Source organism: Paeniglutamicibacter sp. Y32M11 (genome assembly GCF_019285735.1).
Taxonomy (GTDB): domain Bacteria; phylum Actinomycetota; class Actinomycetes; order Actinomycetales; family Micrococcaceae; genus Paeniglutamicibacter.
Genome location: NZ_CP079107.1, coordinates 667,265 through 680,964, shown reverse-complemented (window position 1 = coordinate 680,964; position 13,700 = coordinate 667,265). Strand labels below are relative to the sequence as shown.

General features: G+C 61.1%; 12 protein-coding genes. 3 read left to right on the top strand and 9 right to left on the bottom strand.

Annotated elements, in window-relative coordinates; all coding sequences use genetic code 11:
- Positions 1-30 precede the first annotated feature (30 nt).
- Both KUF55_RS03040 and KUF55_RS03035 read right to left on the bottom strand, forming a co-directional pair.
- Positions 31-1,224 carry an acyl-CoA dehydrogenase family protein gene (locus KUF55_RS03040; RefSeq protein ID WP_132362285.1) on the bottom strand — a complete coding sequence of 398 codons (1,194 nt, stop codon included), beginning with the start codon at positions 1,222-1,224 and terminating at the stop codon, positions 31-33.
- A 48-nt stretch (positions 1,225-1,272) separates the two neighbouring features.
- Positions 1,273-2,634 carry an aminotransferase class III-fold pyridoxal phosphate-dependent enzyme gene (locus tag KUF55_RS03035; RefSeq protein WP_218817954.1) on the bottom strand — a complete coding sequence of 454 codons (1,362 nt, stop codon included), beginning with the start codon at positions 2,632-2,634 and terminating at the stop codon, positions 1,273-1,275.
- Between the two features lie 82 nt (positions 2,635-2,716).
- On the opposite strand from KUF55_RS03035, the gene KUF55_RS03030 reads away from it, so the two are divergent.
- Positions 2,717-4,267 (top strand): PucR family transcriptional regulator, encoded by a 1,551-nt coding sequence (locus KUF55_RS03030; protein ID WP_132362289.1) that lies wholly within the window; start codon positions 2,717-2,719, stop codon positions 4,265-4,267.
- Here the strand turns inward: KUF55_RS03030 and KUF55_RS03025 are convergent.
- The 4 genes from KUF55_RS03025 to KUF55_RS03010 all read right to left on the bottom strand — a co-directional run bounded on the left by KUF55_RS03025 (position 4,247) and on the right by KUF55_RS03010 (position 9,240).
- Positions 4,247-5,446, bottom strand: a complete 1,200-nt coding sequence (locus KUF55_RS03025; RefSeq protein ID WP_218817953.1) for a CaiB/BaiF CoA-transferase family protein — start codon at positions 5,444-5,446, stop codon at positions 4,247-4,249. The two genes, KUF55_RS03030 and KUF55_RS03025, sit on opposite strands and share 21 nt — an antisense overlap.
- Positions 5,443-6,975: an APC family permease gene (locus KUF55_RS03020; RefSeq protein ID WP_218817952.1), complete on the bottom strand. Its 1,533-nt coding sequence runs from the start codon at positions 6,973-6,975 to the stop codon at positions 5,443-5,445. Before KUF55_RS03020 ends, KUF55_RS03025 begins: the two co-directional genes overlap by 4 nt.
- A gap of 209 nt (positions 6,976-7,184) precedes the next feature.
- Positions 7,185-8,747: an MFS transporter gene (locus KUF55_RS03015; RefSeq protein ID WP_132362295.1), complete on the bottom strand. Its 1,563-nt coding sequence runs from the start codon at positions 8,745-8,747 to the stop codon at positions 7,185-7,187.
- Positions 8,740-9,240: a MarR family winged helix-turn-helix transcriptional regulator gene (locus KUF55_RS03010; protein ID WP_218817951.1), complete on the bottom strand. Its 501-nt coding sequence runs from the start codon at positions 9,238-9,240 to the stop codon at positions 8,740-8,742. The genes KUF55_RS03015 and KUF55_RS03010 overlap by 8 nt, the downstream gene beginning before the upstream one ends.
- Positions 9,241-9,366: 126 nt before the next feature.
- On the opposite strand from KUF55_RS03010, the gene KUF55_RS03005 reads away from it, so the two are divergent.
- Positions 9,367-10,227 carry an inositol monophosphatase family protein gene (locus KUF55_RS03005; protein WP_218817950.1) on the top strand — a complete coding sequence of 287 codons (861 nt, stop codon included), beginning with the start codon at positions 9,367-9,369 and terminating at the stop codon, positions 10,225-10,227.
- Here KUF55_RS03005 and KUF55_RS03000 read toward each other — a convergent pair whose 3' ends face one another.
- Positions 10,228-11,022: a DUF308 domain-containing protein gene (locus tag KUF55_RS03000; protein ID WP_218817949.1), complete on the bottom strand. Its 795-nt coding sequence runs from the start codon at positions 11,020-11,022 to the stop codon at positions 10,228-10,230.
- Between the two features lie 96 nt (positions 11,023-11,118).
- Positions 11,119-11,622, bottom strand: coding sequence for a DUF2087 domain-containing protein (locus tag KUF55_RS02995; protein WP_218817948.1), 504 nt, complete (start codon positions 11,620-11,622; stop codon positions 11,119-11,121).
- A gap of 46 nt (positions 11,623-11,668) precedes the next feature.
- Here KUF55_RS02995 and KUF55_RS02990 point away from each other — a divergent pair, with 46 nt between their 5' ends.
- Positions 11,669-11,881, top strand: coding sequence for a hypothetical protein (locus KUF55_RS02990; RefSeq protein WP_132362305.1), 213 nt, complete (start codon positions 11,669-11,671; stop codon positions 11,879-11,881).
- A gap of 67 nt (positions 11,882-11,948) precedes the next feature.
- On the opposite strand, the gene KUF55_RS02985 is transcribed toward KUF55_RS02990, so the two are convergent.
- Positions 11,949-13,625: an FAD-binding dehydrogenase gene (locus KUF55_RS02985; protein WP_218817947.1), complete on the bottom strand. Its 1,677-nt coding sequence runs from the start codon at positions 13,623-13,625 to the stop codon at positions 11,949-11,951.
- Positions 13,626-13,700 lie beyond the last annotated feature (75 nt).

Genomic DNA, 13,700 nt, shown 5'->3' with positions numbered 1-13,700 from the left:
CTTGCCTCTCGAAACGTTGGGGGTGAGTGATTAGCGGAAGGCAGGGACGCCGGTGAGCTTGTTACCCAAGATCAACGTGTGGACCTCGTCCGTACCCTCGTAGGTGCGCACCGATTCCAGGTTGTTGGCGTGGCGCAACGGTGAGTACTCCAGCGTGATGCCGTTGCCGCCCAGAATGGTCCGAGCCTCACGGGCAATCTTGATGGCCTCGCGACAGTTATTCAGCTTGCCCACCGAAATCTGGTGCAAATCTAGGGTCCCGGCATCCTTCATCCGGCCGATATGCAGCGCCAGCAGGTAGCCCTTGTTAATTTCCATGGCCATATCCACCAACTTCAACTGCGTCATCTGGTATCCGGCCAGCGGCTTGTCGAACTGCATACGCTGCTGCGAATACGCCAATGCATCCTCAAAGGAATCACGCGCGGCACCCATGGCACCCCAGATGATGCCATAACGAGCCTCGTTCAGGCAGGAGAACGGGCCCTTAAGCCCCACCACGTTTGGCAGCACCGCCGTGGCCGGTAGGCGCACGTCGGTCAGCTCGATCTCACACTGGATTGAGGCACGCATCGAGAGCTTGGGCTCGATCGGGGTCGCCTTGAACCCGGCGGTTTGCGTGGGAACCACAAAGCCGCGGATCCCCTCGTCGGTCTGCGCCCAAATCACGGCGACCTGTGCGACGTTGGCCAGCCCAATCCAGCGCTTGGTGCCGTTGATGACCCAGTCATCCCCGTCTTTCCGGGCGAAGGTTTTCATCGCCGAGGGATCCGAACCAGCGGTCGGCTCCGTCAAACCGAAGCAACCAATTGCCTCGCCCGCCGCCATCTTCGGCAGCCACTCCTGCTTCTGCTCCTCCGAACCATGCTTGTAGATCGCGCTCATGGCCAGTGATCCCTGCACGGAAACAAAGGTGCGCAGCCCCGAATCCCCCGCCTCCAGTTCGGAACCGGCCAATCCATACTCCACCGCGGTGGCGCCGGCACAGCCGTAGCCCTTCAGATGCATGCCCAGCAGCCCGAGCTTCGCCATTTCCGGGACGATCTCCAGCGGGAAGACCGCGTCGGCGTACCAGGCGGCGATGTTGGGTTTGATGGCCTCATTGACGAAGGTACGCACCTTGGAGCGCAGTGCGAGTTCCTCGGTAGTGAGTAGCGCATCAAAGTTGATCAAATCCGCCGGGTCCAGCTGGTGGGTTTCGTGGTCATGGATGGTGAGGGTCATGGTGTTCTCCAAAAAGGTTCGGGGGGGTAATGGGCCGCAGAAGGGGTGCTAGTTGGCGGCGTTGGTGATGGCCCGGGCCAGCACCGCGAGCCCGTCGCGCAGTAGTTCCTCGCCGATGACCAGCGGAGGCAGCAGGCGCACGACGTTGCCGTGGGTGCCGCAGGTCAGGGTCAGCACGCCCGCTCCGTGGCAGGCGGCGGAGACTTCCTTGGCCAGGTCCGCGCGCGGGGCCAGGGTCCCGGCGTCGGCCAGTTCGATGGCGAGCATGGCACCGCGTCCGCGAACCTCGGCCACAATGCCGGTGGAGGAAAGCAAGGGCTCAAGGATTTCGCGGGCCACTGCCTCGATGCGGCGGGCGTTGGCCAGCAGCGTGCCGTCCTCGAACTGCTCGAAGACCGCCAGCGCTGCCTCGCAGGCCAGCGGGTTGCCGGCGTAGGTGCCGCCCAGTCCCCCGGCGTGCGGTGCGTTCATCAGCTCGGTGCGTCCGGTAACGGCGGAGAGCGGGACGCCGTTGGCCAGTGCCTTGGCGGTGAGGATCAGGTCCCCCGCAACGCCCTCGTGTTCGGAGGCGAAGAGCGAACCGGTGCGGCCCATGCCGGCCTGAATTTCGTCAATGACCAACACGATGCCGTACTTGTCGGCCAGTTTGCGCAGACCCGGGATGAAGCCCGCGGCCGGGACGATGAAGCCACCCTCACCCTGGATCGGCTCGATGACCATGGCGGCAAAGGAATCTGCGCCGTGTTCCACGATGGTGGCTTCAACTGATTCCAGCGCTGCGGTGGCACCGACTGCTAGGCCCGCTGCGGGGCGCAGCGGGTTGGCCGAGGCGGCACGGATGATCTCTGCCGGAAGCGGTCCGAAGTTCAGCTTGTACGGGTTGACCTTTGCGGTCATTGCCATGGTGAGCAGTGAGCGGCCGTGGTACGCCTCATCAAAGACCAGCACGTTGGGTCGGCCGGTCGCGGCCCGGGCGATCTTGATGGCGTTTTCCACGGCTTCGGCGCCGGTGGAGAACAGTCCGGTGCGCTTGTCGAAGTCACCCGGGGTGTTGGCGTTGAGCCAGGCACAGACCTGTGTGAAGGATTCGTATTCGGTGACCATGAAACAGGTGTGGGTGAAGGCGTTGAGCTGTGCCGACACGCGTTCGGCGACGCGCTTGTTGCTGGCACCGAGTGAGGTCACGGCGATGCCGGAGGCAAAGTCGATGAGTCGGTTGCCGTCAACATCTTCGATGATGCCGCCATCGGCACGGGCCACGAAAACCGGCAGGGTGATGCCGAAACCGTTGGTCACGTGGGCGGTGCGTTCGGCGTGCAAGGCGGTGGAGCGCGGGCCGGGGATGGAGGTGGCGAGGTGGCGGGTCTGCGGAAGCGTCTCGGCGTTGACGGCCAGAAGTGTTTCGGTCATGGGCTAAACGTTAGGCGAGAGAGTGACACGCGTCATTGGATGATCCGCCCAAGTTGCCCCGTCGTGTTGGATAATTCAACTCATGATTTCGTTGTTGCAATTAGGTGCCGAGCTCGGACCAGAACTCCTGCCATGCCCCGGGGCCGCATTCAGCGCCAAACCGGTGACCGGTGTCCACGTCTCCGAGCTGGAGGATCCCACCGCGTATTTAGACGGCGGCGAGCTGTTGCTGACCACTGGCATGCCCTTCACCAAGTCGGCAGCGCTCTCGCTGGCGTATATGCAGCGGCTCGGGGAAAAAGAAGTTCGTGCCGTGGGTCTGGGCTTGGGCCCATGGCTGAATCAGGTACCCGGGCACGTGCTGGCAGCCAGTCGCGCGGCGGGAATCGAGCTGGTGATCGTTCCGGACGGCGTGCCATTTCAACATGTCTCGCGGGCCTACTGGCGTCTGTCCGCCCGGGACGACACCACGAACCTCATGGATTCGCTGGGCACACAAACGGCGCTAGCCAGAGCGGCCATGCGCCCAGATGCCACCAGCGCCGTGGTGCGCGGCCTCGCTCAGGCGCTCGGCGGCTGGGCCGCCTACCTTCCCGCTGATGCCGGAACCGAAACCGTGTGGCCCACCTCCGCAGGTTCTCTGGTGCCTGACCTGCGGGCCGAGTCGTTGCGCTTTAATAAGGCAGGTGTCCCCTCGGCCGCCACGTTCGAGCTGCATGGGCAGCCGGTGGTGCTTTATCCGATCCTGCTCGACGCTCGGATCCACGGGTTCCTCTGTATTGGTTCGGGGCGGACGCTCACCAAGGCCGATCGACAAATCATCATGACCGTCTCCACGCTGTTAGCCCTGCGGGCCAGACAGCGTGAGGTAATTGTTGGCACCACCAATGCCCTGGGCGCTGCCACCACCAAATTGCTCTTGCATGGGCAAACCGAGGCCGCACACATGGTGGCCGAAGACGTGGGACTCCCGGAGCTTCCCACCAGAGTTCGACTGCTGGGCATCCGGCTGTCCGCCGGTGATGACCCTGTTATGGCCGCCCGTGCTGCGGTTCGATTGGCAGCAGATCCTGGCCTGCCGGATCTGGGCGCAGCCGTTGAAGTTTGCGTTCTACGCCATGTCCAGGATTCGATCCTCTATTTCGTGCTGCCAGCCTCTGGGATCGGCAACAGGCCAAAGGTAGGAGGTGAATCGCTGGAACAAGACGCCTTACTGGGGGTAGCAGCCCCCGGCGACCACGAAGTCTCCGGCTCGCTGGCAGCGGCCCTGGGCGACCCGGTGAGTCTGGGAGAGATCCCGGGCAACCTTGCGGTGTTGCGCCGTGCCGTGCTGCAGGCCCCCGACGGCCGCTTGGTTGCCGTGGACGCCGGCGATGATGCCAAGTCCGCGGGCTGGGTTCAACTCCTGGCAGGCTATCCGCGCGCGGACCTGCTGGGCACGGTGCGCGCCTATCTCGCGGCTCGCGGTACCTGGGAGGACGCGGCGCGAGCCCTGGGGATCCACCGGAATTCGTTGCGCCATCGGATCTCGGTGGCTACGACCCTCCTCGGAGTGGACTTAGATGACCCGGATGTCGCAGCGCACCTCTGGCTGGCCATGCGCGATAGCGAATTAGGGCCGCGGCAGCGCTAGCGTCACAAAGTCGTGAAGTGATTCAACGTCGCTGCTCAGCCAGGCGCGGATGGGTTCGCTATGTTCGCCCAGTTGTGGCGGAGCTTCGCCGCGAACGGCAAACTCCGGGGTCCAGGTGATCGGATGACGCACCTGGGTCCCCACAGTCTCCCCCGCCGCGTTGTGCACCTCGATGGTGGGTTTCAACCCCAAAGTTCTGGCGTATTCCAGCCCCTCATCGATGCCCGCAACTTTGCCAGCGGGCACCCCTACCGTGGTGAATCGTGTCTGCCAGTTGGCTCCCGTATCTTCGCTCAGCGCCTGCTCGAGCAGTGGGATCAGCACCTCGCGATGAGTCACTCGTGCCGTATTCGTGGCGAAACGTGGATCTTCGGCGAGCGCGTCCTGTCCGATTTCGGTGCAGAGTTTGGCAAACTGTCGATCATTGCCGCAGGCCACCGCCACCGAACCGTCGGCGCAGGCAAGCAGCTGGTAGGGCACAATCGAGGGGTGCGCGTTGCCCATCCGACCGGCGACCTTTCCGGCACCCAGATAGGCCTGACCCTGGTTGGCCAAGGCACCTTGCAGGCTGGAGAGCAGGTTGACTTCCACGTGGGCTCCGGCACCGGAGACATTGCGGGCATGCAGTGCGGCAAGCACCCCGATGGTGGCATCCTTGGCGGTGAGGACATCCACCAGGGCCACCCCTACCTTCATGGCTTCGCCCTCGGCTTCCCCGGTAATGGACATCAATCCACCCAGTGCCTGAACGATGAAGTCATACCCGGGGAGCTGCGCCCCCTCAGCGGAGCCGAACCCGGAGATGGATGCGTAGATCACCCCGGGGTTCAGTGCGCTGACCTCCCCGTAGCCCAGACCCAATTTGTCCATCCCCCCAGTGAGGAAGTTCTCCACCACAATGTCCGCACGCACCGCCAATTCACGGGCGGCATGACGATCGGTTGGATCACTCAGATCCAGGGTCAGTGATTTTTTATTACGGTTCACCGATTCGAAGTAGGTGGATCCGGTGGCGGAGAACGGAGGTCCCCAACTGCGGGTGTCATCCCCGGTGCCGGGACGTTCGACCTTGATGACGGTGGCCCCTAAATCGGCCAGGGTCATGGTGCACAATGGTCCAGCAAGGACCCGGGAGAAATCCGCAACGGTAATTCCCGCGAGGGGGCCAGTGGCACTCATCGTGTCGTTTCCTCCGTGGCTTTTTCGATCTGCACAATGGTCTCGGGTGCCCCCGAGGTGCGTCCACCCTTGGCTGCAGCCTTGTCCTTGGCCCGCATGGCCAGTCGGTTCAGTAATTCTTCTTCGGCATTAATGCCAGGGACCACACCCCGTGGGATCCGGATCAGGAACAGCATGCCCATTGCCCACCACGCGGCAAAAAGGATCCATGGCTGAATGTTGATGGCGGCCGGCATCCCCGGGAGGTAGAGGCTGACCAAGCCCAGGCACAAGATCACCGAGGCGACCCCAATGACCTGACCGAAGTTCCCCTTGCCACCGATGCGCAGCGGGCGTTCCATCATGGGTTCGCGGCGGCGAAGGATTACAAAAGCCACCCCGACCAGCAGGTAGGCGATCACGATGGATGGCGACCCGGAGTCGACGAGCCAACCGAGCATCGCCGAACCGAAGAACGGTGCGATTACCGAGAGCCCACCGATGAAGAGCAGGGCGTTCACCGGGGTTCCATATTTAGGGTGCAATTTGGCGAACCATGCCGGGAGCATACCGGATCCTGCCATGGCGTACAGCAGTCGTGAGGCGCCCATGAGCAGAGAATTCCATGAGGTGAGGATGCCGGCGATACCACCACAGATGAGTACCTTGGCCATCACATCGGAATTGAAGAGTGCGCCCATGGCGTCGGCGGTGGCCAGCTCGGAGCCGGCCAGTGCGCCTGGTCCCATGCCGGAAGACGTCGCCAGAATGACCATGACATACCAGGCAGTGGCGATGAGTACGGCGATCACCACGTACTTGCCAATGCGTCTGGGCTCGATGTCGCATTCCTCAGCGGATTGCGGGATGACGTCAAAGCCGACAAACATGAACGGAACGATGATCATCACGCCGAAGAATCCGGCCACGCCGTTAGTGAAGAAGGGTTCCATGTTCCCGGTGTTGCCTGCGCTGAAGGAGCCGAAGAGCAGGACCGCACCGATGGCAAAGAGGAAGAGCACCACAAACGTTTGTACTACGCCTGCGGTCTTGATGCCGCGGATATTGATCGCGGTGATGATCACCCCGCCCAGCACCCCGACCAGCGCCCACGTCAAGTACACCTCGGAGCCGGCCACGTCCCACAGCTTGATGTGGTTCAGGTTCGGGAAGAGATACAGCACGGATTTCGGCAATGCCACCGCTTCGAACGCGACGATGGTGATATAGCCGCCAACGATGGCCCACGATCCGGCGAATGACCATCGGGCTCCCATGGCTCGAAGCAGGTAGTTGTGCTCGCCTCCTGCCTTGGGCATGGCCGCCACGAGTTCGGCATAAGTTAAACCGACAACCGCCATGATGCCGCCACCAACGATCATGGCAAGGGTCGCACCCAAGGGGCCCGCGGTGGTGATCCAGTCGCCGGTCAGCACCACCCAGCCAAAGCCGATCATGGCTCCGACGCCGATGGCGAGGGTGTCCCAACGTCCCAGGACCTTCTTGAGTTTCGGTGTTGCGCTGGCGGAGTGCTCTTGGCTACTGGTCATCGCGGTTCCTTCCGTATGAACGACGTTGCTCACACTACGGAAGAATGGTGACTGGCATCTCGGATGATTCATCTAAGGCGTTGGACAATACATCCGATTCACTGGTCGAGAAACCGACAGCACGACCCCTTTGGGCCGAGCAAAAAAGGCCCTCGCTGGCAAGGATTGTTCTTACCAGCGAGGGCCTCAGCGGCACTTCGATAACGGTTCTAGATGGTTCGGCGCAAAGGAACTTCCTTGATGAACAAGATACAGATCAGGGCCACGAAGGCAACGGCTGCGGAGGTCATAAAGACCACGCCCGTGGCATCGCCGAAGGCTGTTTCGTACATGGAACGCACGGCCGGTGGCATGCTGCTGAGGTTGAGTGAGGCTCCACCTGCAGCACCGGCTGATCCGTCGGGCGAGATCAGGTGTGCGGACACCAGCGCGTCGGTGAGCAGCCTGCTCACCTTGTCCGAAAGCATCGCGCCAAGCACTGCCACACCTGCGGCACCACCGACCGAACGGAAGAAGGCGACGGAGGAACTTGCCGTGCCAATATCCGTCACCTTCACGGTGTTCTGTACCGCGAGGACGAGGTTTTGCATCATGAAGCCCATACCCACACCGTTAAAGAACATGCCGGTGGCGAGGATCCAGTAGTTGGTGTCATGGGCCATGGTGCCAAGCAGCCCCAACGCTCCAACGTTGAGAATGGCCCCGATCACCAAGAAGATTTTCCATCGTCCCAGTCGCGAAATGAGCTGACCGGAGAAGACCGAGCCAAATAGGTTGCCGGCGATCATTGGCAAGGTCATGACCCCGGCGATGGTCGGAGTGGCTTCGCGGGCGACCTGGAAATACTGGCCGAGGAAGGCACCGGTACCGAACATGGCGACACCGATGGAGATGGAGGCAAGGATCGCCAGTGCGGTAGTCCGGGTCGCAATAATCCGCAGCGGGATGACCGGTTCGGGCACTCTGCCTTCTACCCAGATCAGCAGCGCGATCAGCGCCATCGACCCACCCACCATGAGGTAGGTCTGCCAGGAATTGCCTTCGAAGTAGCCTTCCTTGCCGACGTAGGAGACCCAGATCAATAGCGTTGATACAGAAATCGTCACCAGGACCGCACCCGCCCAGTCGATGTAGACCTTGCGGGCAATGTGAGCGATGTGCAGCGTCTTGTGGATCATCACCATGGAGATGATGGCAATCGGAACCCCAATGAAGAAGGTCCAGCGCCAACCCAGGGGCGAGTCGACAATCAAGCCGCCCAATAGCGGTCCACCAGCGGTGGCCGCCGCCATGACCCCGCCGAAGTAGCCGGAGTACCGTCCACGTTCGCGTGGCGGGATGACCGTGCCGATCACTGCCATGCCCATGGCGGTGAGCCCGCCCATGCCGATGCCTTGAATGACGCGGGCGCTCATGAGCATGGGGATATTGATGGCGAAGCCGGCCAACAACGAGCCGGCCACGAAGATGACGATGCCCACCTGCAGCAACTTCTTCTTATCGAAAAGGTCAGCCAGCTTGCCCCAGATCGGGGTTGTTGCGGCGTTGGCTAGGAGTGCGGCGGTAATGACCCAGTTGAAATCGGTCTGCGTTCCATCGAGCGCATCCATGATGGTCGGCAACGCAATAGAAACGATGGTCGAAGCCAGCATGGCCGCGAAGAACGAGGCCAGAACGCCAGTGATGGAACGCAAGACTTCCTTCTGGCTCATTTGTGGCTTGTCCGCGGTGCGTTCACGCACTTCTGTGGACTCCGGGTTCGATTCAGGCATTGCTGTTCTCCTCTGGGCCGGTTGCAGCCTTGGTGTTTTTGGTCGCCATCGCTTCCAAGCCGGCACGGAGCACGGTTTGAATCGAGTTGACGGTTTCCGCGGCGTCCGAAATCTCCGCTTCATCCCAGTCGTTGAGCAATTCGGAGAGCACTACGACACGGCGCTCGTAGGCCTGCTGAATTTCGTCACTGCCATTGGAAGTCAGCGAGATCAGCTGGGCACGAGCATCGGTGGGACTCGGAGCCCTCACCAGAAGTCCGGAGTTTTCCAGCTCAGCCACCTGCCGGCTCATGGCAGCGGGTCCAATGCCCACCCACTGTGCAATGTCGGTGGCGCGGGTTGGCTGATGGCGTTGGACATAGGCCAGCACCCCCAGAGCGGCAAAACCCACCGAGTGCTTGCCTTCGCCAGCTTGCTCGACACAGCGCAGGGTGCGCTTAAGCGCCATCAGGCTTTCAACAAGTTCCAATGTTGATGTTTCACCGCGTAACAACGGATCGCGCTCCTTCGAAAATTTAGTTGACCAAGGCTAATGTTGCCTGAAGCAACCATATTTGTGAATTAGTTGCCCCGTCAAACTATTTTCGTGTATCTCACACCCGGACTAGGCTGGTGGATCGTGAGCACCCATGAATTCAGCACCCCGGAAACCGTCCTAGCCGCACGGCTGATGTCCATCGCTGTTGACGCGGCCCGAGAAGCCGCACCGATCCTACGCGAAGCGTTTCGCCACGATATGGACCTCGAAAATAAGACCAACGCCCACGACGTGGTGACGGCCTTCGACCTGCGCAGCGAAGAGCTCATCCGTGGCCATCTTCTGACGGCAGAAGCGGATTCGTGGGTGCTGGGCGAAGAAGGTGGAAGCACCGGCGAAGGGTCCATTCAATGGATCGTTGACCCCATCGACGGCACCAGCAACTTCAAACATGGGATCGCGTTCTTCTGCATTTCCATTGCCGCCGCGCGCGATGGACGATTGCTGGCGGCAGTGGTACTGGACCCGATCACGGGTGAGGAATTTTCTGCCGACGCCCAGCATGCCTACCTGAACGGGAGCATCTTGAGCCCAGCCCCACGTCCCGATCAGCATCATGCAAACATCATGAGCGACTATCCCTCGGCCGAGGCGCTGGAGATCGACGGCGATGCGGGGTTGAGAGAATTCGGCATCTGGGTGACCGCATTTGCAACGGTTCGCCGGAAGGTATCGGCGGCATTGGCTCTTGCCCATGTCGCGGCGGGGTGGTGTGATGCCACCATCGGCTTCGATACTAAGCCGTGGGATGTGTCGGCCGGCGCGCTGCTGGTGCGCCGTACGGGAGGACGTTATATGGGGCGCAGCTATGACGATTTGCTCCGGCCCGACCATGAGGCCCCATGTTTTGTGGCACTGGGACCTGGTGCGAACTATCCGGTGCTGGAGGACTCGATCTCACGCATCATGGCATCGCGCCGCGCCCAAGGCTACGGAATCTAGTCATTCCGGTTGACCGGCGCTGAGCTCCTCGGGGAAATCAATGTCTTCCATTTGGTGCACCAAAACGTCACGAAGGTCGCAGGTTGCCGTTTGGAAGGGGCCCGTCGCGGTGTCTTCGATCAACAGGTTTCCGGCCGAGTCATTGATGCGGCAGCTCACTGTTTCGGGCTCACCGGTCAGATTAGTGATCGACATGCCGCCGAAGAGTGTTAAGGCCTCGACCATCTGACTAAATGGCCCGTTTTGCGTGGATGTTCCATCCGGGCCGCCGTCAACTCCGGTTCGCATGGTCACCTTGTACTCAGCGGTTCCGTCGGCGGTAAATTCATAGGTTTGCGTGTTCTGGGCAACGGAAATCAGCGTTGAAAAAAGGATGGTGTATAGCACCGAGACCAGCAACCCGAAGGTTCCGGTGACTAGAGCGGTAATGCTGTATCCCCGGCGCCGATACCGTTGGGCAATCCCGATGATGCCCAACACCATCGCCACCGGACCCAGCACATAAGCAACGAAGCCGAGGAACGGAACCAGCGAAATTGCTGCGGCAGTTATACCGATAATCATGGCAAAAATTGTCATCCCATGACTGCGCGGCGGGGACTGCTGGCCGCCGTTCGGGTAGTAGCCATACGCAGGATACTGGCCGGGATAAGCACCCGGATACTGCTGTTGACCCGCGGCGTATTGGCCCGGATACTGCTGCTGACCCGCGATGTACTGCCCTTGATAACCGCTTGGTGCAGACCACGATTGTTGGTTCGGATCTCCACCCGGGCGGGTATTCGGGTCAGACATGAAACTCCTGGGGGCTCAGAGGACGGCGCAACAATAACCAGCCACCGTTCACCAATGAAAATACCCCTTCGGACAAGATGCGCACAATTGCCTCGACTAGTCCGATCCGTCAGCCAGTCGATAGGACGACCCATCTGGCTGGCGCAGCACCACACCGTAGTCCACCAGATAGCGCCGGAGAAGTACCGGATCATCAGTGATTTCGCCAAGTTTTGCCGTCAGCTGCGCCTCACTGAGGTGCTCCCCGTGGCCGATCACGCGCCCTGAGATCAAGCGCAGCAACGAAACACGTTCTTCGTGATTTTTGGGGTAGCGATCAAGCCGTCCCTGTGCATCAAAAAAGCGCTGCTGGCCAACTCGTGGTTCCGACTTTGCGCCGTGGGCCAGCAGCCGCGCGAAGATGCCAGAATCCGGGACACCTTCGTTATCAATGAGCCGCGCCTTGCGCAGATTGGCATCAGCCTTAGCCGCACGTTCTGGACGCAAATCACTTTCCAGGCCCAAAACTCGCTGGGCATAAAAACGCCGGGTCTCCTCGTTGGCCAAGGCCCCGAATATCTGGCGCCAGTCGCCGCTAACTTGCTCTTCCGGATCGTTCATCGTCGTTCCCCTCGTATTTCCCTTTTCTTCGTCCTACCCTGAGGACATGGCTAATTTATTTCACCGAAATTCGCAGGCCACCGTGCACCACCACGGTGGCGGTTCGATCATCCTTGGCGGCATCTTGGCTGCGTTGCTCTTTGCCACGTTCGCTATTTTCCTCATGACTTCCCAAGGCACATGGGAACCGATGATTATCGGTTTCGCATTTAGTATCTCGGCCGTCCTTTTTGGATTGGTCTATCACTACACCCACTAAGTCGCATCCGGTTCTCGAGCCACAAATGTCCCGCAGGTACGTGCGGCGGGAACATGGGTGGCTCGATCTATGACCGCCCAACCACCCCGCCTACGTGCCTACCAGCTGCCCTGCCACTGAAGAGGCAGCCACCGAGGAACGTGCCTTCGAGGGCACGGTAGCCATGGCAACCGCCGCCACCGAACCCAGCCGCTTCACCTGCTGCATACAGTCCCGGAATCGGTTCACCCGCGAAATCGAGCACTCGAGAATCTAGATCGGTCTGAATGCCGCCGAGCGACTTGCGGGTCAAGGTCCGTAGTCGAACGGCAATCAGCCCGCCACCCTTGGGATCCAGGAGCCGATGCGGTTTGACGCTACGCACCAGTTTGTCTCCGAGGTAACGCCTGGCCAAGTTGATCGCCGCGAGCTGACCGTCCTTGCCAAAGGCGTTCTCTACCGCCGCGTCTCTGGCCGCGACAACGGAGGCTACGGCCGCCGGATCCAACAGGTTCTCTCCAGTGAGTTCGTTCATCTTGGTGACAAGTTCATCCAGCGTGTCACTCTGGATGAAGTCCTCGCCCCGATCGAGGAACGCCTGGACCGGACCGGGTACATCCACGCGCGCCCTGGCGAGCACCGCACGAATGTCCTTCCCGGTGAGATCGGGATTCTGCTCGGAACCGGAGAGCGCAAATTCCTTGCCAATAATGCGTCGGTTCAGAATGAACCAGCTGTAGTCGTGTCCGGTGCCGCGGAGATGTTCTAGCGTGCCCAAGGTATCAAAGCCCGGCCAGAGCGGGTCAGGCAGGCGCTTGCCAGTGGCATCGAGCCAGAGCGAGCTAGGACCCGGGAGGATCCTGATGCCGTGTCGTTCCCACACCGGATCCCAGTTGGCGATCCCTTCGGTGTAGTGCCACATTCGATCCCCATTAATCAGCCGGGCACCCACCTTTTGGGCAATGTCCAGGCCTCGTCCATCAACGTGGGCGGGTACCCCGGCAACCATCGATTCGGGTGCGGTTCCTAGTCGTGCCGGCCATGCAGCGCGGACCTTTTCGAGGTTTCCGCCGATACCACCGGTGGCCACAATGACAGCCGGGGCAAAGTACTCGAAGTTCGCCACTTTGATCCGGTTACTGGCTTTCCCACGTTCGGCGTTGTCATCCTTGAGTATTGTTCCGCGCACCCCAGTGACGTGCCCATCGACTAGGACCAGGTCATCAAGTTGGTGGCGCCAAAGCATGGTGAGCTGCCCCTTGGCCTCGGCCACTTCAGCGGCACGGATAAAGGGTTCAAGCAGACCCGGCCCCGTTCCCCAGGTGATATGGAATCGCGGTACCGAGTTTCCCGGCCCTTGCGCCCCGGCGCCGCCGCGCTCGGCCCAGCCCACCACCGGGAAGAACCTTACGCCGCGTTGATGCAGCCATTCGCGCTTTTCCCCGGCGGCCCAGCTGACATACGCCCTCGCCCATTTCCGGGCCCAGTCATCTTCGCTTCGATCAAATCCTGCGGTGTTCTCCCAGTCCTGTTGAGCAAGTTCTAGGGAATCCTTAACACCCAAGCGGCGTTGTTCTGGCGAATCAACGAGGAAGATCCCGCCAAATGACCAATGGGCTTGGCCACCGAGGTTGGCCTCGGATTCTTGGTCTATCAGGAGCACTCGGGCCCCCGATGCGGTGGCTTCGGTGGCCGCCACGAGGCCAGCCAATCCAGCGCCAACAACGATGACATCGAAGAGCTGCGAGTGCGGGGTTTTCGCCATAAAACCACACTAACCCACGTGTCCCAGGACACACCGTCAGCAACGCCCTCGCCTAAATGCCCATCCAGCGTCAAA

What these genes read in the sequence shown, in the direction of transcription:
- KUF55_RS03040 (WP_132362285.1), bottom strand. Translation starts at nt 1,224, where the DNA reads ATGACCCTCACCATCCATGACCACGAAACCCACCAGCTGGACCCGGCG.
- KUF55_RS03035 (WP_218817954.1), bottom strand. Translation starts at nt 2,634, where the DNA reads ATGACCGAAACACTTCTGGCCGTCAACGCCGAGACGCTTCCGCAGACC.
- KUF55_RS03030 (WP_132362289.1), top strand. Translation starts at nt 2,717, where the DNA reads ATGATTTCGTTGTTGCAATTAGGTGCCGAGCTCGGACCAGAACTCCTG.
- KUF55_RS03025 (WP_218817953.1), bottom strand. Translation starts at nt 5,446, where the DNA reads ATGAGTGCCACTGGCCCCCTCGCGGGAATTACCGTTGCGGATTTCTCC.
- KUF55_RS03020 (WP_218817952.1), bottom strand. Translation starts at nt 6,975, where the DNA reads ATGACCAGTAGCCAAGAGCACTCCGCCAGCGCAACACCGAAACTCAAG.
- KUF55_RS03015 (WP_132362295.1), bottom strand. Translation starts at nt 8,747, where the DNA reads ATGCCTGAATCGAACCCGGAGTCCACAGAAGTGCGTGAACGCACCGCG.
- KUF55_RS03000 (WP_218817949.1), bottom strand. Translation starts at nt 11,022, where the DNA reads ATGTCTGACCCGAATACCCGCCCGGGTGGAGATCCGAACCAACAATCG.
- KUF55_RS02995 (WP_218817948.1), bottom strand. Translation starts at nt 11,622, where the DNA reads ATGAACGATCCGGAAGAGCAAGTTAGCGGCGACTGGCGCCAGATATTC.
- KUF55_RS02990 (WP_132362305.1), top strand. Translation starts at nt 11,669, where the DNA reads ATGGCTAATTTATTTCACCGAAATTCGCAGGCCACCGTGCACCACCAC.
- KUF55_RS02985 (WP_218817947.1), bottom strand. Translation starts at nt 13,625, where the DNA reads ATGGCGAAAACCCCGCACTCGCAGCTCTTCGATGTCATCGTTGTTGGC.